A 24,465-nucleotide genomic window follows, 5' to 3' on the forward strand; every position below is an offset into this window, starting at 1 on the left:
ACCTCATTTGAAAAAGTAAATTCCACCCCGAAATCATAGACAGCGGAATTAAGTTTTACGAATCTGTGGGGATACAGAAAGCGGAAATTACTTTTACAAGATTATGCTATTACTTTAGCTGGATGTTCTCCTTTCAAATAGTTACGATATATGTATGGTGGTGCCTCTGAAGGAGGTACACATATGCACAAACATCTGACTCAGGATGAAAGGAACATAATTGAGCAAAGTTTGATCCGCAAAGAATCATTTAAGAGCATAGCTCGCAAACTCGGGAAGGATCCGACTACCATAGCCAAGGAAGTAAAAAATCACATCCAATTTCGGCAAACCGGATGCTATGGAAGAGTGTTCAATGACTGCAAGCATCGTATCGGCTGTCCTGTCATGCATCTTTGTGGCAACTTGCGTTGTAAACGTTATTGCCAATTTTGCGGTTCCTATGCGTGTTCTTCACTGTGTCATGAGTATCAACAGGAGATTTGCAGCAAGCTGTCAAAACCGCCTTATGTTTGCAATGGTTGCGAACGCAGATTATCCTGCACATTAGAAAAGAGAGTTTATTCTGCAACACATGCACAGAGAGAATACGAGACTGTACGCTCCGAGAGCCGCCAAGGTCTACAGATCACTGAGGATGAGGCGATAAGACTAGATTCCATTATCAGCCCTTTGCTCATGAAAGGTCAGTCGCTCCATCACATATGCATCAACCATGCTAATGAGATTATGTTCGATGAACGCACACTCTATAACTATGTGGACATGGGGATCTTTACAGCAAGGAATATCGATATGCCAAGAGTCGTACGTATGGGTAAGCGCAGAAAGCTCAAAGACCGGCTTAAGGTGGATAAGAAATGCCGGATAGGTCGAACTTATCAGGACTTTCTTAAATTCAAGCACGAACATCCGGATATTCCTGTGGTTGAAATGGACACGGTTGAGGGAAGGATAGGTGGAAAAGTCATACTGACACTTCATTTCACTGTTCCACAGCTTATGCTCGCCTTCATCAGAAACGCTAATACTTCCCAGTCTGTCATTGATATCTTCGACCGTCTTTACCTGCAACTTGGGCCGGATACTTTCCGCAAGCTGTTTCCGGTACTGCTTTGTGACAACGGCAGTGAGTTCTCCAATCCCTCAGCTGTTGAATTTGATTCACATGGACAACGCAGAACCCAGGTGTTCTACTGTGACCCACAAGCGCCTTACCAGAGAGGTGCGGCTGAGAACAACCATGCATTGATCCGGCGGATTATCCCCAAAGGCAGCTCTCTTGATCATTTAACCCAGCAGGACATTACTCTTATCATGAACCATATCAACTCATACAGTCGGTTGAATCTAGGGGATAAGCCCCCTTATTGGGCCTTTGCAACACTCTACGGAGAAGATCTATTAAGAAGGATGAATGTAGACCTTATCCCATCTGATAAGGTTACCCTACATCCATCCCTTCTTAAAAAATAGTATTTAATCCAGAGGCACCACCAGCCACAATTACATAAACACATACCCAAAAGGGTGGAAATTACTCTTGCAAAAAAGTCAGCTAATCTCCATACCCCTGTTTTGCTATACTCTAAAAAGGACTGGTTTTGCTACTCTTTCCTATATTTTAACCTATTTTTTACAGAAAAACATCAAAAACATGTCCGAATAAACTAATCCAAAACTATTCAAATCGCTTATCCTGCTTGACAATACAGCCTACGTGGAATTTACTTCTGCAAAGTGGAAATTATCTTTTCAATTGACCGTTTATATTTATATGTATACATAATTATTGAATTTTTATTTGTCATTGAAAAAAAGTACTATTAGGTATAGTATAATATAAATATGTAGATTATTATTAATAATTATTTTGTCTTTTTTCGGAGGATATGATGAAACTAGGGAAAGGACCCGGATCATTGAGAGACTTTCGTTTTTACATAATAACTTCATTAAAATTTTTTGAATTAAAAGATGAATATCTTACTCCAATCATATTTACTATCAGTTTGTTAATAAGTTTTTCAAGCGCTTTTCTGCCAGTGGATTTTGATATTACCGCTCCCGCTGGTATATTTTATAATATATTGACTACTGTAATTATGTATTTAATTACATCCATATATTTATCTGCATATATTAGAGAATTAAAAAATGAGGAATATAATTTGGGCATATGCACAAAGCTTGTCCTAAAGAGGATATTTAAGATTTTGGTTGCTTTAATCATTTACATACTGTCAATTGCCATGGGTGCTGTACTTTTAGTTGTTCCTGGAATCATCTTATATTTAATGTTTATTTTCAATGCTTGCTTAATCATAGACACTAATGAACCGTTGATAGCTTCTTTTACTTTAAGTAAACGGCTGACAGACGGTAAAAAAACATATATATTTTCTTTAATGCTGTTATTTAATTTGTTGCTGTTTATGCCGGTTAGTTTTACGTTTTTAGCTGCTATGTCTTCAAACAGCAATTTAATTTTTAATTTTATAACATCTTTTGTATCTGTTATAGTTAATATTATGCAACAAAGAATGATTGCTCTTATGTATGTTGATCTTAGATACGGTATAAATAGTAACAGAAAAATTGAATATGAGATTTAAACTTATAAAATATACCGATAAGATCAATATTCCATACTTAAAATAAAGGAGGGCTTTAAAATCATGAGTAACGAAATTAATGGTAAAAGACAAATGCTGAGGTATGTAGGAGACATTTCACAACTTTTTGGTGTAAAGGAGTATACACTTCGCGGAGGCAAAGCTGAAGGTGTAAGAGCGATAGATGTTCGGAACGGATCAGGTCTTGAGTTTACAATAGTGGCTGACAGGGCCATGGACATTTCAAATTTGTCATACAAGGGTGTAAATTTCAGCTTCATATCAAAAACCGGAGTGGTAGCACCCCAGTATTTTGAAGAACCGGGTATAGGCTTTGCAAGAAGCTTTTTCGCAGGTTTTTTAACTACTTGTGGATTATCAAATGTAGGTGCTCCCTGCGTAGATAATGGTATGGCATATGGAGCTCATGGCCGTATATCCAATATACCTGCTGAACAGGTCTACGCTGGAGTTGAATGGGAAAAAGAATTGCCGCTTATGAAAATAAAAGGACAAATGAGAGAGGCAAGGCTTGTAGGAGAGAACTTATACCTTAATAGAGAATATATATGCAAATATGGAGAAAATAAATTTTACATCAATGATGTTGTTGAAAACTATGGGTTCAGAAAAGAACCATTAATGATACTGTACCACTTTAATCTCGGATATCCTCTTTTAAGCCCGGATTCATACTTTGTTGCGCCAAGTGAAGATATTATTCCTAAAAATGATGATGCTGCTGCAGGAATAAAAGATCATAATAAGTTCCATGATCCTGTCCAGGGTTACAGAGAACAGGTATTCTACCACAAACTTAAATCTGATCCGGATGGAAAAACATTTGCTGCATTGATTAATTCTGTTCTTGAATTGGGTGTGGTTATAAGATTTAATACAAAGCAGCTTAATAAGCTGACACAGTGGAAGATGATGGCTGAAGGAGATTATGTACTGGGTATTGAGCCTTGCAACTGTTTTGGAGACGGAAGGGCAAAGGCTAGAGAAACCGGAACATTGGAGTTCATTGACCCTGGAGAAAAGAGAACCTTCAATTTGGAAGTTGAAGTGCTGGAAGGAATGGAAAATATCAGAAAATTTGAAGAGGCTTGTTACAAAAAGGCCTGATATAATTCAAATAAAAAAATTAATTAATATATTGGTTAAGCAACAATTTATTAGGTAATATTTGAACATAAAATATTTAATAAACCGGACCAAATGTTCAAAATCTTGTTATATCAATAATAGTAAGCTTTTTTGTAATAATTTTTAAGTAAAAAAGTTGAGCGCATATTAATACTGACGCTCAACTTTTTTTGTTGATAAATAATGATTCTTTATATATGGAGGAGATATAGAAAATGAAATTTAATATTTGAAAAATATCAAAAAATGAAAGATAATACTTTAAAACCTGCAAATATATGCTATAATTATTTATTATTTAACAATGTCAGTGTCAGTAATGATTTGCAACAAGCACAGATACTAGGACATGAGACATTATATTTTTTCTTAGGAGAAAAAAGTATGAGCAAAGTTTACAACCCGTATGCAAATATGCTAGAAGTTTTAGAAAATGCTGCAAAAAAATTGGGATTACATGAAAATGAATATGCAGAACTAAAGTACCCTGAAAGAGAATTAAAGGTATCGCTGCCTGTAAAAATGGATGATGGCAGTATTAAAGTATTCGAAGGTTACAGGGTTCAGCATTCCACGGTTAGAGGTCCCGCAAAAGGTGGAATCCGCTATTTCCATGATGTTAACAGCGATGAAGTAAGAGCATTGGCCGCCTGGATGTCACTGAAATGTGCTGTAGTTGATGTACCTTATGGCGGTGCAAAAGGAGGTATAAAAGTTAATCCTCGTGAACTTTCGAAAGGTGAATTGGAGAGACTTACAAGGAAATATACTTCGGCTATTTCACCGATAATTGGACCTTATAAGGATATACCCGCTCCAGATGTTGGAACAAATGCTGAGGTTATGGGCTGGATAATGGATACTTACAGTGCCATAACCGGTGAAGATTCAAAGGGAGTAGTGACAGGAAAGCCAATTGAACTCGGGGGCTCTTTAGGGAGAAAAGAAGCTACCGGAAGAGGAGTTATGTTTGCAATACTGGAAATCCTTGAAAAACTTGGTATTGAAACAAAAGGAACAAAGGTAGCTGTACAGGGAATAGGTAATGTAGGAATTTACGCTGCAAAACTTTTATACAAAGAAGGTTTTAAGATTGTAGCTATAAGTGGTTCAACTGGAGGCATATATAATGAAAATGGCCTTGATATTGATGAATTGGAAAGCAAAATTGATAAAGTCAGCAGAGAAGAATTATTTAACGAATTTGTAGCAAAAGGTGCAAAATATATAACTAATGAAGAACTACTTTTATGTGATGCGGATATTCTTATTCCAGCTGCTCTGGAAAACCAGATAAATGAAGAAATTGCTTTCAAGCTTAAAGCAAAGATAATAGCTGAAGGAGCAAATGGCCCAACAACCATTGAAGCTGATAAAATACTTGAAGAAAGAGGAATAAAGGTTATTCCTGATATTCTTGCCAATGCAGGTGGAGTAGTAGTATCATATTTCGAATGGGTGCAGAATCTCCAGCACTTATACTGGGATGAGGATGAAGTAAATAACAAGCTTCATAAAGTGATGAAAAAAGCATTCAATGAAGTATGGAACATGGCTGAAGAAAAGAACACCTCATTAAGAATGGCAGCTTACATGGTTGCAATTGACAGGATTGTGAAGGCGAAGAAATACCGTGGAGTTTTTCTGTAAGGTGAAAGGTGGACGCGGGAATATGTCCCGTGTCCCACTTTTTTACTGGAGTTGGAAAAAACGCGGGACGCTGGGCAGGATTCCTGAAAGCGGTTTATTAATTCTTTTTTTCCTTAATTTTTTTTTGAAATTCGCTAGGCGAAAATCCCTTGACTTTCTTAAAGGTTTTTGAAAACAGCAGCTGATCTTCATAACCTACAGAATGGGATATACCGCATATGCTAAGACTGCTATACTCCATTAATTCACAAGCCTTTTCTATGCGAAATTTAATCAGGTATTCCTGTGGAGAAAGGGAAATTGTATTTTTAAAGATAGAATAAAGATAGCTTCTATCAAGGCCGACATATTTTGAAATTTCATCTATGGTTATTTTTCTTGAATAATTCATGGCTATGTATTCAACAGCTTTTTTTACATAAAGTTCTTTTTTGTCTTTTCTATAATTGGTATTGTCAGGAGCATATTCTATAAGGCAGGACAAGAATTCATAGAGAAGTCCAAGGAGCATTATTTCCCTGCTTTTTGAAAGTGTTTTAGTTTCAATCATTCGCTTCAGGCAATCTTCAAGAGTGTTATCCCTTTCGTATCTAAAAACAGGATTATCTAAGGTTAGATTTGCCTGTTTTAAATAAGATTCTGCCTTTATACCATGAAAACCCACCCAGGAATATATCCAGGGATTATTATTATCAGCACGGTAACAAACAACGGTATGAGGGCAGATAAGAAAACCGTCATATTTTTTTAGATCATATTTTTTGCCATTAACAATATAGGTTCCGCATCCTTCAAGAATATAATGTATAATATAGTGATCCCTGACAGCAGGTCCCCATGTGTATCCGGGAGAGCATTCCTCAATCCCACATCGATACATATTTAAATCAGTATGAGAGGGATTATTGATATAGAATTTTTCAATCATATGTGCACCATACCAATCTATATAATATTACATATAAAACATTATAACATAAAGTGATAACAAATTGCCATTTACTACATAACCTTGTTTTGCTTAAATATATAACATGATGATATTAATATCTCGCAAATAGCAATAAGTGAGAACACTGAGAATATTAGTTTTTATAATAAAAAATTGAACTATTATGTTAATTATATACGACTAATACATTAGTGAGTGTTTTTAATTTATGTAAATATATCCTGGGGGAAGTGCTATGTCAGAATTGCGCTGGAATCCATTAATTAAAGATTGGGTAATGATTGCATCCAACCGTCAGGACAGGCCTCAGATGCCAAAAGACTGGTGCCCTTTTTGTCCTGGATCAGGAAAGGTTCCGGATGATTATGATGTATACAAGTATGATAATGATTTTCCGGTTCTTACACTAAATCCTTCTGAACCTCATAATACGGCTTCTAAATTTTATAAAACAAGAAAAGCCTATGGAAAATGTGAAGTGATTCTATATTCACCTAATCACAAGGCCACTCTTCCTGAATTGCAGCTGGATCAGATAAAAAAGCTTGTGGATTTATGGGCTCACAGGTTTGAGGATTTAATGAAAGATCAGCAGATAAAGTATATTTTTATATTTGAAAACAGGGGAGAAATTGTAGGAGTTACAATGCCTCACCCTCACGGACAGATTTATGCTTATCCCTTTATACCAAAGAGGATCCAGTTAGAATTGGATTCATCAATTGAATACTATCAAACAAATGGAAACTGCCTGTTTTGTGATATAATCAAGGAGGAGGTAAATTCCGGAAAGAGAGTTATATTTGAAAATGAGGATTTTATTGTATTTCTTCCTTTTTTTACTGAATATCCTTATGGTGTATATATTGGAAGTAAAAATCATAAGCCAAACCTTTTGCAATTTAATGAAGCTGAAAGAATGAATCTGGCAAGAGTTATTAAAGAAACAGCTGGAACCTTTGATTCACTTTTTGATTATCAGTTTCCATATATGATGTGTATTCATCAAGAACCTGTAAATAGTGGCGACCTAAGTAAGTACTGTCATTTTCATATAGAATTCTTCCCGCCTATGCGTTCAAGGAATATGCAAAAGTTTAATGCTTCCAGTGAAACTGGTGCATGGGCTCATGCAAATCCTACCATACCTGAGGAAAAGGCAGAAGAATTGCGTAAGGCATATAAAAAATACATACAAAGACATGTGTAAGTTTATAACATAAATTAATAATAAAAAAGGGAAAGTAGCTTTTTACAGAATCAAAATAGTATAACTAATATCAAACTGCATTAACCATGTCTTCGACAGTAGTCATAAGAAAGAGGAAAGACAGGATAATTAATTTACGGGCCACTGACCTTGAAGGAGTACTGGTCAGTGCGCCACTGGACGAACTTGAAGATTACAAAAACTTAAAGTGGGGTAATTATCAACTGGGTGTAGCCAGTGAACTGCAAAAAGCCGGATATAAACTCACCGGCTGTGATATGCTGTTTCATGATACAGTACCACTAGGAAGCGGCTTGTCTTCTTCTGCCGCAATAGAGCTGGCTACTGCTATAGCTTTGGTAACACTCAGCAATGAAGAAAATAACATAAGGGAAGAAATTGATAAGATAAAGCTTGCTAAAATATGCCAGGATGCAGAGCATAATTTTATTGGAGTAAAATGCGGCATAATGGATCAGTTTGCTTCAGCTATGGGAAAATCAAATCATGCAATATTACTGGATTGCAGAAGTCTGTTCTACAGGCTTGTGCCATTTTCCCTGAAAGGTTATAAGATAGTAATTTCAAACACTATGAAAAAGAGAAGCCTTGCGGCAATCAAATATAACGAAAGAAGAAGTGAATGTGAGGAAGGCCTGGAGATTCTAAAGAAATACATACCAGGGATCACCTGCCTTGGAGACATTACAATTAAGCAGTTTGAGGATTATAAACATTTAATAGATAATGTCACAGTAAGAAGAAGAGTTGAACATGTCATTTATGAAAATGACAGGGTGCTTATGGCTGTTCAGGCTCTTGAACAAGGTAATCCTGAAAAATTTGGTTCTCTCATGATTCAATCCCATGATTCTTTAAGGGATCTTTATGAAGTAACAGGAGAAGAACTGGATTGCTTAAAGGAGGCAGCTCTTGCTGTAGAAGGAGTACTGGGCTCCAGGATGACTGGCGCTGGATTTGGAGGATGTACAATAAGTGTAGTTAAGAATAGTGCTGTAGAAACATTTTTAGAACAGGTTGGCAAGAGGTATTTTGAAAAAACAGGCTTAAAAGCCGAATTCTATATTTCAGAGATTGGCGATGGCGCAAGGGAAATAAAATGTTAAATTGCATCACTAAAATGCACATTGCCAAAAGTAAAAATACATGTTATAATACAAAATGCAAAGTGTGTGTGGGCGTTTAACTCAGCTGGTAGAGTGTCATCTTGACGTGGTGAAAGTCATAGGTTCGAGTCCTATAACGCCCACCAACTTAAATGAGGGAGAAATAATCTCCCTCATTTAAGTTTAATCTCAATATTTTAATGTATTTTTTCAAGAGTAATATGTAATAATAGTTCTTCGAATTTCGCAGAAAATAAGTTAATAAATCTTTTGGTTCATTTTTTATTTTAATCATCAAAGAAGCAAAAATAAAAAAGGAGAATTACTAAATGATCCCTCGCCCGAGCATTCAAAACCTCACTATGAATGAGATGTATATGTAAACGGAAACCACGCCGGTTATCACAATGGTGGCTATTCATCTTTCAAATTTGATGTTACAAAACTTGTACATCCTGGTGAAAATATCATTACTGTGAATGCACGGGATGATGAAAAAAACCCCATGATTCCCAGCGGAAAGCAATCCAGTAATTTCCGTTCACATGGCTGCTACTACAATCGGACTACTGGAATCTGGCAAACTGTATGGCTGGAATTTACTCCCAAAGACTTTATAAAGGACTTCAGGTTTGATACCAATATTGAAACTGGTACACTGGTTGTAACGGCAAATCTGGAAGGCAAGGAGGATTTGAGTGTTGAAGCTTTTTATGAGGGTAGACCTATGGGGAGTGCTTCGATGAACAATGCGGCTTCTTATAAACGATAAATCCGTTTTCCTTCGTTTAATCCTTGACCAGGGTTTCTATCCTGATGGAATACAGCACATACCTGATGAGCGCCAGACAAGAGCAAGATTGTCTTCATTATTAAAGAATTTCATGACGGTGTTTCGCTTGGAGACAAAATGAAATCTATTGGTGCTCTTTTATCTTTAAGTGCCAAAAAGCCCTGGGGCGTTGTGGAGTATGAAAGTTTGGGAAACTGGAAACTGATAAGTAATGGTAAAGTTGCAGGAAGAACTTTTAACAGCAGAACCATAATAATTTTTGACGAAAAAGACAAGGGATATATTTTTACATGGGATTCTGGAATACAGAGAATAAATCTTCTTGGCCATAAGATAAGAAATGTTTCACCAGCTCCTGTTGGACTTCATATAGAGGATGACTATGTTACAGCTGAATGGGAAGCTGGAAAGATCTACGAGTTACATCTTTAAGGAGAGTAACTGAGTATTGTTGAAACTTTAGTTAGTTACATGAGTATAAGCTAAAAATTGAGCGATGGTCGAAATAGTTGGAGAGGAATCTGGAACCATATGATGAATCAGAAAAATAATTCAGACTATAATATGAATGAAGTGAATGTTTTACTAAAAGAAATTGAAAACAACATAGGACAAGGCATATATGACATATCCTTTGCTGTAAATATCAGGGAACATGGAATTAGACTTACTAAAGAGGATTTTAATTTGTCTGCGGACAAAATACAGGACGGGCTAATCTCTTTTGCGGGAAGATGTAGAGATATAATATAGGAGAAGAAAAGGATTATTTCTTGGAACAAGGATACCTCAGAGTAATATACACAATTACGAACTCTCTTTTAATGAAAATGAAGTAATCAGTTTAAAATGCATCACAAGTTTTCCTTTTTCACTATCCGGGAAAGATAAGATTCATTCTGAAATTACCTGGATTTGTGGAAGTCTGGATGTTAATGGGGCATTTAATTCATATGCATCGTTCATACCTGAACTTTCCGGAAATCCTAAGCCAATAATAGGATGGAACAGCTGGGATTATTATTACTTTACTATTTCATTGGATGCACTTGTGGAAAATATTGAAGAAATAAAAAAAGATCCCATATTGTCAGAAAAAATAAAGTATATTGTAATTGATGATGGTTGGGAGCATATGCCGGGAGAGTGGAAACTTAACTACAGGGTGGTAAAATATCCACAGAAATTTTATTATGAACCTGGCGTTATAAAAAAGCAGCTTATACATGGCTGCTTTCATTCTATTTTTATTATTTTATTATGATAGTGATCTTCCAAAGGAAGCTCTTCTTATAAGTATATTCAGAGAAAGGCTTACATATTAAATTAAGCTATTGGGAATGTTAAGTCTATTTACAATATACCTTAAAAAATATAGAATAGTTATTAAAGTTTTATAACTCTGGAATGCGAAGTTATTAAGTCAGTTATATTTTTATAGCTTTACAATTAAAAACCAAAGGAAGTGTTTATATCATGAGTAACGAATATTTTAAACATCTTTTCGAGGCGTCAGATAAACATCGTGATATGGTCTTAGCTGCAGAGAGGTTCATCTGGCAGAATCCCGAAACAGGTTACAGAGAATGGAAGACTTCAGCTTATCTGGAAAAAGAATTTACCAAGTTGGGTTATACTTTGAAAAAAGCAGGCAATATTCCAGGCTTTTATACTGACATTTATACAGGAAAGCCTGGACCTACGGTACTTGTATTTGGAGAATTGGATTCACTGATATGCCGCGACCATCCTGAGGCAGATCCTGAAACGGGTGCTGTTCATTCCTGCGGACATAATGCACAGTGTGCTGCATTGCTGGGAGTAGCAGCTGCCTTAAGAGCTAATGGTGCACTGGACGGCCTTTGTGGCACTATAAGATTATGTGCTGTTCCCGCAGAGGAACTTATCGAACTGGGATATCGTGAAGAGTTGAGAAGACAAGGCATAATAAAGTATTTTGGGGGTAAAGTTGAGTTTTTATACCGGGGATATTTTGACGATGTTGATTTGGCATTGATGGTACATACCAGTAATCTTTCAAAGAAATTTTTGTCCCGGAAGGGAAGCATAGGCTGTATAACAAAAACAATTATTTATAGAGGTAAGGCAGCTCACGCAGGAGGGGCCCCTCAAAATGGCATAAACGCTCTTTATGCTGCAACACTTGGCCTGCAGGCAATAAATTCCATCAGGGAAACATTCATTGATAATGATCATATACGTGTTCATCCTATTATAACAAAGGGTGGAAACGCAGTTAATGCAATCCCAAATGAAGTTGTTCTGGAAAGCTATATTCGAGGTTTGACAATAGATGCTATTTTGAACGTAAATAAAAAAGTAAACCGTGCCCTTGCCGGGGCAGCAGTGTGCATAGGTGCAAAAGTTGAAATTATTGACCGCCCGGGTTATATGCCGCTTATAAATGATGAAAACCTTAAAAGTATCGCAGAAGAGGCAATGAGTGCAGTTGTTCCCAAGAATGAAATTAGCATAGTAGATGAAATCGGAACAGGATGTACGGATATGGGAGATATATCTGCAGTTATGCCTGCAGTTCATCCGTATGCTGCCGGTGCTTCAGGACAAGGCCATGGCAACGATTATTTCATAACAGACCCGGAGCTGGCTTGTATGAATTCAGCAAAAATGCAGCTTGCCATGCTGAAGATTCTTCTTTCCAATAATGCTGAGAAAGCTAAAGAAGTTATAGCCAAGAAGAATCCTCCCTTTAAATCCTATGCTGAATATTTTAAAGTGCTGGATCAAATTTTCCAGGATAAAGATGCCGTAACTTACAATGAGGATGAAACAATTTTGATATCATAAGAGAAAACTTATCTGCTCATGGATTTGGCAGAGGTCTTTATAGAAGCAGGAGACATATTGTTATTTGGTTAAAGGCTGATAAATTTCAGCCTTTTATTTTTTTATTTGATATGATAGTATATCTAGCAGTAATTATGATGGAATATCTTACTATAATGTGCATGATGAGTCAGTTAAGTATTGAAACTTTGGAGGTTTTACAAAGGATGATTTTATCTGATAAATGGAAAGACTATGAACTTATTGATGCAGGAGACGGTGAGAAACTAGAACGATGGGGAAAATACTTATTAAGACGGCCTGAACCTCAGGCTATATGGCCAATAAAAGATAGCGGGGGACGGTGGGAAAAGATTCATGCCCACTATCATAGAAGCGAAAGCGGAGGAGGAAAGTGGGAATATAAAACTTCTATTCCTGAAAAATGGATTATAAAGTACGGTAATTTGTCTTTCTATATAGAACCAACCGGTTTCAAACATACAGGACTATTCCCGGAGCAGGCTTCTAATTGGGATTGGATTGAAGATATAATTAAGAATTCAGAAAGGAAAATAAATGTATTGAACCTTTTTGCCTATACCGGAGGTGCAACAGTGGCAGCAGCCCATGCTGGTGCCGATGTATGCCATGTTGATGCGGCCAAAGGTATGGTAAGCAGGGCAAAGGAGAATCTTAATTTATCCGGATTATCGGACAGACATGTAAGGTTTATTGTAGATGATGTAGTTAAATTTGTAAAAAGGGAAATAAGAAGAGGCAATAAATACGATGGTATTATAATGGATCCTCCTTCATATGGCAGGGGACCAAAAGGAGAATTGTGGAAGATTGAGGATGAGCTTTATGGTTTAATAGAACTATGTATGGAGGTTATGTCAAATAAACCTTTATTCTTCCTGGTTAATTCATATACCTCCAGTATCTCCCCTACGGTGATAAAAAATATATTGTTAATGACTGTAAAAAAGAAATACGGCGGAAAAGTTGTATCAGATGAACTGGGATTACCTGTTACATCTACGGGACTTGTGCTACCCTGTGGAATTACTGCAAGATGGTACATTTAAAACTGTAAATGTATGTTTCAGGGGGAATTGGTTTGAATATTAAAATCATATATGAAGATAATCATTTACTTGTAGTTGAAAAACCTGTCAATATGCTTTCTCAGGAGGATGAAACAGGAGATCCCGATATACTGAGTATATTAAAACAAGATATAAAAATAAGGTATAACAAACCTGGTAATGTATATCTCGGACTTGTTCACAGACTGGACAGGCCGGTAGGGGGTGCAATGGTATTTGCCAAGACTTCCAAGGCAGCTTCTAGATTATCGGAACAGATAAGGACAGGCAAGTTTATGAAGTATTATCTTGCAGTAATAAACGGAAGACCGGATAAGGAGAAAGACAGGCTGGAAGACTATCTTGTCAAAGATAAAGCAAAAAATATTGTTTATGTAGTTGATAAAGAGAATAAAGAAGGAAAAAAAGCAGTCCTGGAATATAAAGTTTTTGAATGTAAATATGCTCTTAGCCTCGTTGAAATTAAGCTTCTAACAGGGCGTCCCCATCAGATAAGAGTGCAATTTGCAAATATGGGACATCCTCTCTATGGAGATCAGAAATATGGAAATGAGGAAACCCAGCAAAAAAGGCAAATTGCTTTGTGGTCAAACAAGATTATTCTGCAACATCCTACCACTAAGGAGGAAATGGAATTTACAAGCTTTCCGCCTGAAGAAAGCCCATGGAACTTATTTGACAAACTTACCTCACAAAAAATTTAACACTGGAAATAAAGGGAGAGGTCAATATGTGGCAACCTGATATGCCTTTTGAAAATATATTTCTTACTACAATTGTTGCACTTATACCAATAATCTGGATTTTTTTCGGCATGCTGAAACTACATATGCCATCACAATATGCTGGCATAACTTCTTTAGTTTTTTGTGCAGCAATTGCTGCATTAGTATGGAAAATGCCTGCAAAACACATAATAGAATCAGTGATAGAGGGTATTGCAGTAGCTTTATGGCCCATTATATGGGTTATATTTACTGCCATTTTTACATATAACTTGTCAATAGCAAGCGGCTCTATGAATATTATCAGTAGGATGCTTTCAAGTATTTCAGAGGATATAAGGGTGCAAGCATTAATTATAGCTTTTGCCTTCGGAGGCTTTCTTGAGGCTGCTGCAGGTTTTGGAACTGCTGTTGCAATACCCGCCAGCATATTAATAGCTTTGGGATTTCAGCCCATGAAAGCTACAATCATATCTCTTGCTGCCCTGGTCATATGGGCAAAGCTATTTCCTGTTAAAAAGCCATTGACTTTTAATAAGGAAATTAAAACCTTCCAGTCTAATAATAATCCAGTTAGTTTCAATGAGGGAATAAAAGCTTGGAGTCCCTATATATTTATTCTTGTTTTGGTTTTGGCAACAAGACTAGTACCAGCACTGGGATTTCTAAGTAAATATCCTTTTGAAATAACTTTACGATTTTACTCTGGAGCAGGTGGGAAGCCTGTATCATTTCCTCTATTAACATCGCCTGGTTCAATAATAATTATTTCTGCAGTTCTTGGAGGACTACTGCAGGGAGTTCCAATTAAAGAAATGCTCTCAGTGGCAATGAAGACTCTCAGGCAAACGTCAAATACAGTATTAACAGTTACATCGATAGTATCTCTTGCCAAACTTATGGGGTATAGCGGTATGAGCTCTGTGGTTGCTTCAAGTTTATCAATATTAACTGGGCGGTTTTTTCCTTTAATATCTCCTGCAATGGGAGCTCTGGGAACTTTTATTACAGGAAGTGATACATCCTCCAATGTTCTGTTTGGGGAACTCCAAAAGCAAACAGCCATCAGGATAAATGCCAATGCAGGGTGGATAACGGCAGCCAATGCAACTGGTGCAACTGCAGGAAAAATGATATCACCTCAGAGTATTGCAATAGCTACTTCATCTACCGGACTTAAGGGCTATGATGGGAAAATTCTTAGAGAAACCATAAAATATGCGCTTATATTTGTTGTGTTATTGGGAATTATTGTTTTTGGATTTCAATATTTTTAATTTCTGCTTTAATCTCTTGTTTATAACCAAACACAAGGTCTTGGATCTTCGAAAGGTTAATGTTACGGCCAAAAGCTTGTAAATATAATAAAATAGATTATAGGCCAGTAGCTTGGTTGTTTAATTTTGATTGCAAAAGTAAAGAAATTAGACTAAAAAAGAAAGGATGCAATAACATTATAACAGAAAGGACATAAAGAAATGGAACGTTATTGGAAATATGCAAAACCATATCTATCAGCATTCATAACAGGGCCGATTCTCATGATCGTGGAGGTTATCGGTGAAGTGGTTATGCCTCTGCTATTGAGCAAAATCATTGATATGGGAATAAACGGGGGCAGGGGTATTTCATATATAATAACAATGGGTATTACAATGGTGGTTACGGCACTATGCATGATGGCAGGTGGAGTAGGAGGAGCCTATTTTGCTATTAAAGCATCCTCAGGTTTTGCAAACAATTTGAGAAAAGACTTGTTTAATAAAATACAGAAATTTTCTTTTAACAATATTGACCAATATAATACTGGTTCTCTGATCACACGATTAACAAATGATATTACCCAGGTTCAGAATATGCTCCAGATGATGTTAAGAATGGCTTTAAGGGCACCCGGGATGCTTATTGGTGCACTTATTATGGCTTTTGTGCTGAATCCCAGGCTTGCATTGGTAATACTCTGTGTAATACCTTTTTTATCAGTTGCAATCTATCTTATATTAAAAATTGCCTTTCCACGGTTTACAAACATGCAAAAGAAGCTGGATGCACTAAATACAGTCACCCAGGAAAATTTAACAAATATAAGGGTTGTAAAATCATTTGTCAGAGAAGGCTTTGAAGAAAAGAAATTTAGAAAAGCCAGTACTGATTTAAAAGAAAACACATTAAGTGCAATGAAAGTTATTATTTTTTCCATGCCTGCTATGACTCTTGCAATGAATATCACGACTTTGGCAGTGGTTTGGTATGGCGGTAATCAGGTTATTATAGGAAGCATGACCTCATGCGTTTTAACTGCATTTGTAAATTATGTTGCCCAGATTCTAATTTCACTCTTGATGGTTTCCATAATTATTCTGAACGGCTCCAGGGCGCTTGCATCCGCAAAACGTATCAATGAGGTTCTTAATACGGATATTGACCTGACAGATGAGTATGCTTTGAATAAGGACCTGGAGGTTCAATATGGTAAAATCGAATTTAGAAATGTTTATTTTAAATACTACAAAAATAATGAAAAATGGGTTCTGGAAAATATCAGTTTTGTAATAAATCCAGGTGAGACTGTCGGTATAATCGGTTCAACAGGAAGCGGCAAGTCAAGCCTTATGCAGCTGATTCCCAGATTATATGATGTAGACGAGGGAGAAGTACTGGTTGACGATGTGAATGTAAAAGATTATTCTCTAAAAGATCTTCGTAATGGAGTTGGCATTGTTCTCCAGAAAAATGTTCTGTTCACTGGTACCATTAAGGATAATCTTAAATGGGGTGATGAAAATGCCAGCAACGATGAGATATATCAGTATGCGGAGAATGCACAAGCTCATGGATTTATTTCTTCATTCGAGAAAGGATATGATACCGAACTCGGACAGGGAGGAGTCAATCTTTCCGGAGGGCAAAAGCAAAGATTGTGTATTGCCAGAGCATTATTGAAAAAACCAAAAATACTGATTCTTGATGACAGTACAAGTGCAGTGGATACTGCAACGGAGGCCAAAATTAGAGAAAGCTTCAGGAATCAGTTAAGAGGTATGACGAAAATCATAATCGCTCAAAGAATTTCTTCAGTAATTAATGCAGATAAGATTATTGTCCTTGATGATGGAAAGATTGCCGGCATGGGTACTCATGCGGAATTGGTGCAAAATTGTGAAGCCTACTCTGAGATATATTACTCACAAATGGACAAAAATGAAACAGAAAAGAAGGTGACAGCATAGTGAGCCATATTAGCGAAGAAAGAAAAGAAGCACTATTACGTAGATATGGAAATAAAACTATAAATAATGCTGCAGGTCCGGGAGGAATAAAAATGCCTGGACCCGGAGGAAGAAGACCGGGTGGTTTCGGAGGGCCTGGAATACAACGTGGTAGCATTGGTGGTGGCAAACCGAAAAATACATCAGCCACAATCAACAGGTTGCTTACCTATATTGGAAGGGACAAGATTAAAATACTGTTTGTTTTTGCCTGTGTATTAGGAAGCAGCTTGACAAGCCTGGCTGGAAGCTATATTTTACGTCCTGTTATTAATAATTTGGTGTCTGCAGACAAAACTGCAGAAGAAAAAATTAATAATTTGATAATTGGTATTCTTACCATGGCAAGCATTTATATGGTCGGTATCGCATGTACTTACCTGCAGCAAAGAATCATGATAGGAGTATCACAGAATGCTTTGTTCAGGATCAGGGAAGATTTATTCCGCAAAATTCAGAAACTTCCATTGAAATATCATGATACACATACTCATGGTGACATTATGAGCCGTTTTACAAATGACCTTGATTCGGTCGGAGAGATGCTTAATCATACCATGACGCAGATTTTTTCAGGCATTCTTACGCTGGCCGGTACAGTTACTCTTATGTTTATAATAAACTGGATTCTGGCAATTATTACTATAGTAACAGTACCACTCTTTGTTTATGTTGGAGGCATGATCGGAAAACAAAGCAGGAAATACTTTATAGCTCAGCAGCAGGCTCTTGGTGCAGTTAATGGATATATTGAAGAAACTATTACAGGTCAGAAGGTAATTAAGGTATTCTGTCATGAGGAAATTGCCATGGAAGAATTCGAACTCCTGAGCGATGATTTGCGTGAAAAACAAATGAAGGCACAATTTTTTGGCGGAATTATGGGACCTGTCATGGGTAATTTAAGCCAGATAAGCTTTGCATTATCAGCTACAATTGGTGGTATCCTGTGCCTTACATCGAATTTTGATATTGGTGGACTTACTATTTTTACAAACTACTCAAGACATTTTTCAAGGCCGATTAGTGAATTATCAATGCAAATGAATACTATATATGCCGCATTGGCAGGAGCTGAGAGGGTATTTGAAGTAATGAATGAGGCACCTGAAACAGCAGATGCATCAGATGCGTTAGAAATCTGTTCAGAAGTAGACCAGATGGAAGGAGCCCAGCCAATTAAAGGAGAAGTAGTGCTTAAGGATGTTACTTTTGGTTATGTTCCTGACAGGACTGTACTGAAACATATTAATGTAACAGCAAAACCCGGCCAGAAAATTGCTTTTGTGGGTTCCACAGGTGCAGGGAAGACAACCATTACAAACCTGATTAACAGGTTTTATGACATTGAAGAGGGAGAGATATTAATTGATGGTATAAATATTAAGAATATCAGGAAGGATTCACTAAGAAGAAATATAGCTATGGTACTCCAGGATACCCATCTCTTTTCTGGTACAGTCAGGGAAAATATCAGATATGGACGCCTTGATGCAACAGATGAGGAAGTGATAGCCGCAGCTAAAATTGCGAGTGCTCACTCCTTTATAGAAAGATTGCCCAATGGTTATGATACTGTACTGGATGGCGATGGTGCTAATTTAAGCCAGGGTGAGCGGCAGCTTCTGAATATAGCACGGGCTGCCATATCAAAAGCTCCTATTCTGATACTGGACGAAGCTACAAGTTCCGTTGATACAAGGACCGAAAAACACATTGAACGTGGTATGGACCAGTTAATGAAGAACAGGACTACCTTTGTGATTGCACACAGGTTATCTACCGTACGCAATGCAGATTTGATTATAGTTCTGGAAAATGGAAAAATATTAGAGCAGGGTACCCATGAAGAACTTCTTGCTTCGGGCGGAAGATACTACCAGCTTCATACCGGTGCAACTGAGCTTGATTAGTAGAAAATTTAATAATGGGTATAAGCAGGATACAAACAAGTTGTGACAGAAAACTTCATTATAAAATCAGGAATTAGATACAAACATGATAAAACAAAATATAAAGGAGGTAAATATAATGGTAGAAATTAATGGAATTCAGGAAGTTTATGAGTTTTTAAAGAAATGTGGAACATATTATTTGGCTACAGTTGAAGGAGACCAGCCAAGAGTAAGGCCTTTTGGAACAGTTGATATTTTTGAAGGAAAACTTTATATCCAGACCGGCAAGTCTAAAGCTGTATCCAGACAGCTACAGGCAAATCCAAAAGCAGAGATTTGTGCTTGTGATGATGGAAAGTGGCTTAGAGTAACTGGTAAGCTTATAAGGGATGACAGGGTAGAGGCCAAAAAGCATTTACTTGATAATTACCCAGAACTTCAATCATTATATTCACCTGAGGATGACAATACGGAGGTTCTTTACTTTGAGGACGCAACAGCAACATTCTATTCATTTTTTGATGAGCCAAGGACGATAGAGTTTTAACAGAAGAATCAGCAATTCATCTCCCATCCTCTGTAGGTGAGAGATGAATTGCTAAATATTTGCTAACCACTTATCTTATTTATTACTGCTTCAACTTCTTCTCTCGACACAGTACTTAAAAAGGAGAATTTATAATTCAATGCCTTTTTCATATACTCTAAAGCTTTATCAGTTTCGCCCTTTTGCTTCAGAAGCAGTCCATAATTATAATAAGCCTCCGGGAATGAGGGATTGGTAGATATAAGCTTTTCATATATTTCCTGAGACTTGTCATAATCGCCCAGAAGAAAATATGTCTGGCCAAGATTATCTTGTATAACTGCATTAGAGCTATTGTATTCATAGGCTTCAAGGTTAAATTCCAATGCCTTATTTAAATCACCTTTTAAGATTAACAAATAACCCAGGCTACCGTAAATGGTAGTTGTTTTGTATTTACTAAAAACCTCTTCAAGCATATTTATAGCTTCATCAAGCTGTCCTTTTTTCCATAAGACCAGTGCCAGATTAGACTTTACATTCATTTTGTCATCATCGGAAAGGATTTTATCCATCTGTTCCATTAATATTTTTTCGGCTTCCTGAATATTTCCGGATTTCAAAAGCAAATAAGCATAGGAAGTGATGGTCGTAGGTTTTGCTCTTCCGCTTTTATATGCTTTATCAAGCCATTTAATGGCTTCTTCCATATTGCCTTTTGAATATCGTATGCTTCCTATAATGGTGTATATTGATGCTTTTCCAATGTAGAGACCATATAAAATATATAAAATAAGTGCAATAATTCCATATAGGAAATACCGCCTGAATAATATAACAATAGCTGCTGCCGGTAAAACAAAATTAATAAGTAATTTCTTAATATTATTATTCATGAAAAAACCTCCGGGAAAATTAATTTTATATATATAATCATCCCATGACTTCACAGTTGAAGCCATAATTTTTCCAAATGCAAAAAAAATTAGTGCACATAGAAATTATAAACTATTGTATTCTTTATTTGCAATGTTAATTGCCACATTCAATACTTATCTCATTAAACTTGACCAATAAATCATCTATGGAGGCATTATTTTTGTCTTTACCTTTCAGGTCCATTACTATTTTACCTTCATGCATCATAAGAAGCCGGTCACCATAGGTCAAGGCATACCTGAGGTTATGTGTCACCATAAGAGTGGTCACACCTTTATCATGAATAATTTTATCTGTTAACTGCATTACAGTTTCTGAGGATTTGGGGTCAAGTGCTGCAGTGTGTTCATCAAGAATAAGAAGTTCAATTTCTGTCATATTGGCTATAACTAAAGCCAGAGCCTGGCGCTGCCCACCTGACAAAGATCCTACTGGTGTATTTAAACGGTTTTCCAAACCCATACCGCAATATTCAAGAAGTGTGCGGTATTCATCTATCCTGCGCCGGTTAATGGCAGCTTTTAGTCCATAAATATCTTTCTTGTTATCAGCAAGTGCCATGTTTTCCAATATTGTTAATTCAGGACATGTTCCCATTTGTGGATTTTGAAAGACTCGTCCTATGAAAGCCGCTCTTTCATGTTCGCTTAATTTGCCTACATCTCTGCCGTTTACATATATATGTCCGCCATCAATTGGTGTAGAACCACAGAGAATATTTAACAAGGTTGTTTTACCAGAACCATTTGAGCCAACAATTGAGACGAATTCACCCCGGGATATTTCCAGGTTAAAATTATTAAACAGTACTACTTCATCAACAGTTCCTATATTAAAATGCTTTATAATATTTTCAAATTTAATCATGAGAGCTTAGGCCTCCTTTTATCAAGTAAGTTACTGGATACCAGGGCTATAGTAAACAAAACAGCCATTAAAAGCTTCAAATATTCAGTGGGGAGCCCAAACTCCAGGGCAACGGACAAGCAAGCTTTATAAACTATGGAGCCAACAATGACCTTGGTGGTAGCCTTTAAAAATCGTAGGTTGCGGAAAAGACTAATTCCAATTATGACTGAAGCAAGACCTATAATAACCATTCCGGTACCCATTTGCAAATCGGCAGAGCCTTTTTGCTGTGCTATTACAGAACCAGCCAGAGCTGAGAAGCCATTGCCCAGGGCTAATCCCAGAATTTTTAATTTGCCAGGATTGCGTGCCAGAAGTGTTACGAACTGAGGGTTATCGCCTGCTGCTCTCAGAAGAAGTCCCGACTTCGTGGATAGGTACCAATCCAATAAAAATTTACATATCAAAGCTATTACCATGGATAGAATCAGAACTCTCAACTGATAACCTGCAATAGATTCTGGAATTAAGACAGCAGGCACTGTAGAAAAGATAGTTGGCTTATCAAAAAAAGAAGCAATTGACATACCACCAGTTCCTGAGATTATAAACACTAAGTTCACCGAAAGCAGGGCTGTCATAACTAAAATACCGCACAGTAGCGGACGTATTTTCAGTTTTACATTTAACAAGCCTGTAACTGTGCCAGCCACAGCACCGGCAATATATGCCAGCAAACAGCAAACCCAGGGATTCCATCCCATTCGAATCAGAACACCGCTTAATACCGCACCGAGAGGAAGTGTTCCATCCACAGACAAGTCCGGGAAATCAAGAATACTGTAAGTTATATACACACCCAGAGCCAGGATGGCGTACATGAATCCTTCTTCAAGAGTGACTTTCAGTATGTTCACCAATACATCCATGATTTACAACATATCCTTTCTGTCAAATGTAGAACAGCAAAAAGCAGCAAGAAAACGTCTCGCCGAACCCGTGAAACATTTTCCTGCTACTAAGCAAACTCGCTTCGCCCGGGGATTCAGTGGAGGTCTTGAAATCCGCCACTGAACAAGGTTGTTATTATAATTTGCATCAATTCAGCTCCCGCTTATAGAAGCGAGAGACTTTTTGATGCTTGTTAAATACACCAACTTATTGTGATGAAGTTGTTACTTTCTCTGCGTTAGCATAAGCCTCGGGTATTGAGATATTAAATTTTTCTGCCACTTCGGTGTTCACCACCGGAAAACTGTCTTTAACAAGTGCAACCGGAATATTTCCAGGTTTTTCACCTTTAAGTACCCGGGCTGCCATAGCGCCTGTTTGTTCTCCAAGCGCTACATAATCAAGGCTTTCTGATGCAAGACAACCTAGTTTTACCTGTTCAATTTCCGAACCATAAACTGGGATTCCCGCATCATTTGCCTTGGCAAGAACAATTGTCAGGTTATTTACTACATTATTATCCGTAAAATTGGTTATGCAGTCAACTTTATTAACCAATGAGGCAATAGCCTGAGGTATGTCAGCACCATCCTGGACACCCTGTGCAACTACTTCAAACTGGTATTTGGGAGCTAATTCTTCCAACTCAGCCAGGTGGGAGAGGGAATTGGCTTCACTTGTCGTATACAGGACTCCGATTCTGGTGGCATCCGGCTGAAATGCACGAATCATTTTTAACTGGGCCTCCAGGTTAAGAAGGTCTGATGTACCTGTACAGTTTCCTCCCGGTGAATCAAGTGACTGTACAAGCTGAGCTGCTACAGGGTCAGATACGGCACAGAAAATTACAGGAATATTTGTGCCCCTGGCAGCGGAATAAGCAGCCATGGCTGCAGGTGTTGCAATACCTACTATTAAATCATATTTTTTTGACACCATATTTTTAGCCAATTGGTTTGCGGTTTCTGATTGCGCCATAGAGTTCTGAAAATCAATTTCAATATTATCTCCATTCTTAAAGCCCGCTGCTTCCAATCCTTTTACAAGTCCATTATAACAATTATCGAGGGAAGGGTGTGATGCAAACTGGATAACTCCCACCTTAAGCTTGCCGGATGACTTGACATCGCAAGCAGTGGTTGTTGCAAATAATAGAATTATACATATGAGCAGAGCAAGAATCCTTGTTAATTTTTTCATGATGCACTCCTCCAATACTTTATTATTGTTAATTCACGATTAATAGTTTTAAGTTGTTTTTCAAATAAGCGTTAATTATCTGTCAATTACCTTTGCTTTTATTAACACAACCGGTTTTGTTAATTATTAGCAATTAAAAAAGCTCCGTCCCAAAATCATTGGGACAAGAGCTAAATCTCCTGCGGTACCACCCTATTTTATCCGTTCATCACGGATACACTCATTCTACGTTCAATTAAACGTACTTCCTTTATAACGGGTGAAGTTCCCGGCGCACCTACTTGAACAGTATCTTAATCAAATGATTATGATATTTGCCTGTTTGCTTTCGGATTGCCCTCGTAAGTCCATTCAACACAGCATTCGTTACTACAATTTCACCCTCTGTAGCTCTCTGTAAACGCCTGAACTGTGCCTACTATTCTTACTCATCGGTTTATTACGTCTATAATTATTAATTTATTCTATGCACTTATATAAAATTTGTCAATAACTTTATAAAAATTTTCTAAGTCTATTTTAAAGGTCTGCATACAATAATATAAAAAATTCAATAAAATTTTTTTAACATGTCAATAACTTTTGAAAATGTCACCTAAAAAGACTAAAAAAACGAGTTAATTATCTTGTGAAAATGTCACTTAAAAATAAAAAAAGTGGTGTTGGAATCTGTAAAATGAAAAAGCATTATTGAG

21 protein-coding genes, 1 tRNA gene, 1 pseudogene and 1 other annotated feature are annotated in these 24,465 nt (G+C 37.0%); of the genes and pseudogenes, 18 read left to right on the plus strand and 5 right to left on the minus strand.

Annotated elements, in window-relative coordinates; translation table 11 throughout:
* Positions 1-183 precede the first annotated feature (183 nt).
* The 4 genes from GXX20_05070 (at position 184) to GXX20_05085 (ending at position 5,414) form a co-directional block, all read left to right on the plus strand.
* Complete coding sequence (locus GXX20_05070) at positions 184-1,476, plus strand: IS30 family transposase (protein ID HHW31035.1); 1,293 nt, start codon at positions 184-186, stop codon at positions 1,474-1,476.
* A gap of 416 nt (positions 1,477-1,892) precedes the next feature.
* Positions 1,893-2,615, plus strand: coding sequence for a hypothetical protein (locus GXX20_05075; protein HHW31036.1), 723 nt, complete (start codon positions 1,893-1,895; stop codon positions 2,613-2,615).
* A gap of 63 nt (positions 2,616-2,678) precedes the next feature.
* Positions 2,679-3,743 carry an aldose 1-epimerase family protein gene (locus tag GXX20_05080; GenBank protein HHW31037.1) on the plus strand — a complete coding sequence of 355 codons (1,065 nt, stop codon included), beginning with the start codon at positions 2,679-2,681 and terminating at the stop codon, positions 3,741-3,743.
* A gap of 405 nt (positions 3,744-4,148) precedes the next feature.
* Positions 4,149-5,414, plus strand: a complete 1,266-nt coding sequence (locus GXX20_05085) for a Glu/Leu/Phe/Val dehydrogenase (GenBank protein ID HHW31038.1) — start codon at positions 4,149-4,151, stop codon at positions 5,412-5,414.
* 97 nt (positions 5,415-5,511) lie between these two features.
* On the opposite strand, the gene GXX20_05090 is transcribed toward GXX20_05085, so the two are convergent.
* A complete protein-coding gene (locus tag GXX20_05090; protein HHW31039.1) occupies positions 5,512-6,342 on the minus strand; it encodes an AraC family transcriptional regulator in 831 nt (276 codons plus the stop codon).
* A 259-nt stretch (positions 6,343-6,601) separates the two neighbouring features.
* Here GXX20_05090 and galT point away from each other — a divergent pair, with 259 nt between their 5' ends.
* The 14 genes and pseudogenes from galT (at position 6,602) to GXX20_05160 (ending at position 19,852) form a co-directional block, all read left to right on the plus strand.
* The gene (gene galT / locus GXX20_05095) at positions 6,602-7,576 is read left to right on the plus strand and encodes a galactose-1-phosphate uridylyltransferase (protein ID HHW31040.1); all 975 of its coding nucleotides are present in this window, start codon (positions 6,602-6,604) and stop codon (positions 7,574-7,576) included.
* Positions 7,577-7,662: 86 nt separating this feature from the next.
* Positions 7,663-8,703, plus strand: coding sequence for a galactokinase (locus GXX20_05100; protein HHW31041.1), 1,041 nt, complete (start codon positions 7,663-7,665; stop codon positions 8,701-8,703).
* Between the two features lie 70 nt (positions 8,704-8,773).
* A tRNA-Val gene (locus GXX20_05105) sits at positions 8,774-8,849 on the plus strand.
* Positions 8,850-9,076: 227 nt separating this feature from the next.
* Positions 9,077-9,475, plus strand: a pseudogene (locus GXX20_05110) (beta-galactosidase).
* 138 nt (positions 9,476-9,613) lie between these two features.
* Positions 9,614-9,928: a hypothetical protein gene (locus GXX20_05115; GenBank protein ID HHW31042.1), complete on the plus strand. Its 315-nt coding sequence runs from the start codon at positions 9,614-9,616 to the stop codon at positions 9,926-9,928.
* 99 nt (positions 9,929-10,027) lie between these two features.
* A complete protein-coding gene (locus tag GXX20_05120; GenBank protein ID HHW31043.1) occupies positions 10,028-10,249 on the plus strand; it encodes a hypothetical protein in 222 nt (73 codons plus the stop codon).
* Between the two features lie 298 nt (positions 10,250-10,547).
* A complete protein-coding gene (locus GXX20_05125; protein ID HHW31044.1) occupies positions 10,548-10,760 on the plus strand; it encodes a hypothetical protein in 213 nt (70 codons plus the stop codon).
* 212 nt (positions 10,761-10,972) lie between these two features.
* Positions 10,973-12,325, plus strand: a complete 1,353-nt coding sequence (locus tag GXX20_05130; protein HHW31045.1) for an amidohydrolase — start codon at positions 10,973-10,975, stop codon at positions 12,323-12,325.
* A gap of 206 nt (positions 12,326-12,531) precedes the next feature.
* Positions 12,532-13,395: an SAM-dependent methyltransferase gene (locus tag GXX20_05135; GenBank protein HHW31046.1), complete on the plus strand. Its 864-nt coding sequence runs from the start codon at positions 12,532-12,534 to the stop codon at positions 13,393-13,395.
* Positions 13,396-13,403: 8 nt separating this feature from the next.
* A complete protein-coding gene (locus GXX20_05140) occupies positions 13,404-14,120 on the plus strand; it encodes an RluA family pseudouridine synthase (GenBank protein ID HHW31047.1) in 717 nt (238 codons plus the stop codon).
* Positions 14,121-14,146: 26 nt separating this feature from the next.
* On the plus strand, positions 14,147-15,418 hold the full coding sequence (locus GXX20_05145; GenBank protein HHW31048.1) for an L-lactate permease: 1,272 nt from the start codon (positions 14,147-14,149) through the stop codon (positions 15,416-15,418).
* Between the two features lie 201 nt (positions 15,419-15,619).
* Positions 15,620-17,371: an ABC transporter ATP-binding protein gene (locus GXX20_05150; protein ID HHW31049.1), complete on the plus strand. Its 1,752-nt coding sequence runs from the start codon at positions 15,620-15,622 to the stop codon at positions 17,369-17,371.
* Positions 17,371-19,323 (plus strand): ABC transporter ATP-binding protein, encoded by a 1,953-nt coding sequence (locus GXX20_05155; protein HHW31050.1) that lies wholly within the window; start codon positions 17,371-17,373, stop codon positions 19,321-19,323. The genes GXX20_05150 and GXX20_05155 overlap by 1 nt, the downstream gene beginning before the upstream one ends.
* Before the next feature lie 136 nt (positions 19,324-19,459).
* Positions 19,460-19,852 (plus strand): NimC/NimA family protein, encoded by a 393-nt coding sequence (locus GXX20_05160; GenBank protein HHW31051.1) that lies wholly within the window; start codon positions 19,460-19,462, stop codon positions 19,850-19,852.
* A 62-nt stretch (positions 19,853-19,914) separates the two neighbouring features.
* Here the strand turns inward: GXX20_05160 and GXX20_05165 are convergent, their stop codons facing one another.
* The 4 genes from GXX20_05165 to GXX20_05180 all read right to left on the minus strand — a co-directional run bounded on the left by GXX20_05165 (position 19,915) and on the right by GXX20_05180 (position 23,770).
* Positions 19,915-20,727: a tetratricopeptide repeat protein gene (locus GXX20_05165; GenBank protein ID HHW31052.1), complete on the minus strand. Its 813-nt coding sequence runs from the start codon at positions 20,725-20,727 to the stop codon at positions 19,915-19,917.
* 136 nt (positions 20,728-20,863) lie between these two features.
* A complete protein-coding gene (locus tag GXX20_05170; protein HHW31053.1) occupies positions 20,864-21,637 on the minus strand; it encodes an ATP-binding cassette domain-containing protein in 774 nt (257 codons plus the stop codon).
* Positions 21,634-22,548 carry an ABC transporter permease gene (locus GXX20_05175; GenBank protein ID HHW31054.1) on the minus strand — a complete coding sequence of 305 codons (915 nt, stop codon included), beginning with the start codon at positions 22,546-22,548 and terminating at the stop codon, positions 21,634-21,636. Before GXX20_05175 ends, GXX20_05170 begins: the two co-directional genes overlap by 4 nt.
* Before the next feature lie 229 nt (positions 22,549-22,777).
* The gene (locus GXX20_05180) at positions 22,778-23,770 is read right to left on the minus strand and encodes an ABC transporter substrate-binding protein (GenBank protein ID HHW31055.1); all 993 of its coding nucleotides are present in this window, start codon (positions 23,768-23,770) and stop codon (positions 22,778-22,780) included.
* Positions 23,771-23,926: 156 nt separating this feature from the next.
* Positions 23,927-24,211 (minus strand) — a binding site (T-box leader).
* Between the last annotated feature and the right edge of the window lie 254 nt (positions 24,212-24,465).

The organism is Clostridiaceae bacterium (assembly GCA_012840395.1).
In the GTDB taxonomy this organism is placed as follows: domain Bacteria; phylum Bacillota; class Clostridia; order Acetivibrionales; family DULL01; genus DULL01.

Excerpts from the sequence above, each read along its gene's own strand:
- GXX20_05070 (HHW31035.1), top strand. The coding sequence starts at position 184 with ATGCACAAACATCTGACTCAGGATGAAAGGAACATAATTGAGCAAAGT.
- galT (HHW31040.1), top strand. The coding sequence starts at position 6,602 with ATGTCAGAATTGCGCTGGAATCCATTAATTAAAGATTGGGTAATGATT.
- GXX20_05145 (HHW31048.1), top strand. The coding sequence starts at position 14,147 with ATGTGGCAACCTGATATGCCTTTTGAAAATATATTTCTTACTACAATT.
- GXX20_05165 (HHW31052.1), bottom strand. The coding sequence starts at position 20,727 with ATGAATAATAATATTAAGAAATTACTTATTAATTTTGTTTTACCGGCA.
- GXX20_05135 (HHW31046.1), top strand. The coding sequence starts at position 12,532 with ATGATTTTATCTGATAAATGGAAAGACTATGAACTTATTGATGCAGGA.
- GXX20_05180 (HHW31055.1), bottom strand. The coding sequence starts at position 23,770 with ATGAAAAAATTAACAAGGATTCTTGCTCTGCTCATATGTATAATTCTA.
- GXX20_05075 (HHW31036.1), top strand. The coding sequence starts at position 1,893 with ATGATGAAACTAGGGAAAGGACCCGGATCATTGAGAGACTTTCGTTTT.
- GXX20_05140 (HHW31047.1), top strand. The coding sequence starts at position 13,404 with ATGTATGTTTCAGGGGGAATTGGTTTGAATATTAAAATCATATATGAA.
- GXX20_05120 (HHW31043.1), top strand. The coding sequence starts at position 10,028 with ATGATGAATCAGAAAAATAATTCAGACTATAATATGAATGAAGTGAAT.
- GXX20_05090 (HHW31039.1), bottom strand. The coding sequence starts at position 6,342 with ATGATTGAAAAATTCTATATCAATAATCCCTCTCATACTGATTTAAAT.
- GXX20_05130 (HHW31045.1), top strand. The coding sequence starts at position 10,973 with ATGAGTAACGAATATTTTAAACATCTTTTCGAGGCGTCAGATAAACAT.
- GXX20_05175 (HHW31054.1), bottom strand. The coding sequence starts at position 22,548 with ATGGATGTATTGGTGAACATACTGAAAGTCACTCTTGAAGAAGGATTC.
- GXX20_05115 (HHW31042.1), top strand. The coding sequence starts at position 9,614 with ATGAAATCTATTGGTGCTCTTTTATCTTTAAGTGCCAAAAAGCCCTGG.
- GXX20_05150 (HHW31049.1), top strand. The coding sequence starts at position 15,620 with ATGGAACGTTATTGGAAATATGCAAAACCATATCTATCAGCATTCATA.
- GXX20_05100 (HHW31041.1), top strand. The coding sequence starts at position 7,663 with ATGTCTTCGACAGTAGTCATAAGAAAGAGGAAAGACAGGATAATTAAT.
- GXX20_05080 (HHW31037.1), top strand. The coding sequence starts at position 2,679 with ATGAGTAACGAAATTAATGGTAAAAGACAAATGCTGAGGTATGTAGGA.
- GXX20_05085 (HHW31038.1), top strand. The coding sequence starts at position 4,149 with ATGAGCAAAGTTTACAACCCGTATGCAAATATGCTAGAAGTTTTAGAA.
- GXX20_05170 (HHW31053.1), bottom strand. The coding sequence starts at position 21,637 with ATGATTAAATTTGAAAATATTATAAAGCATTTTAATATAGGAACTGTT.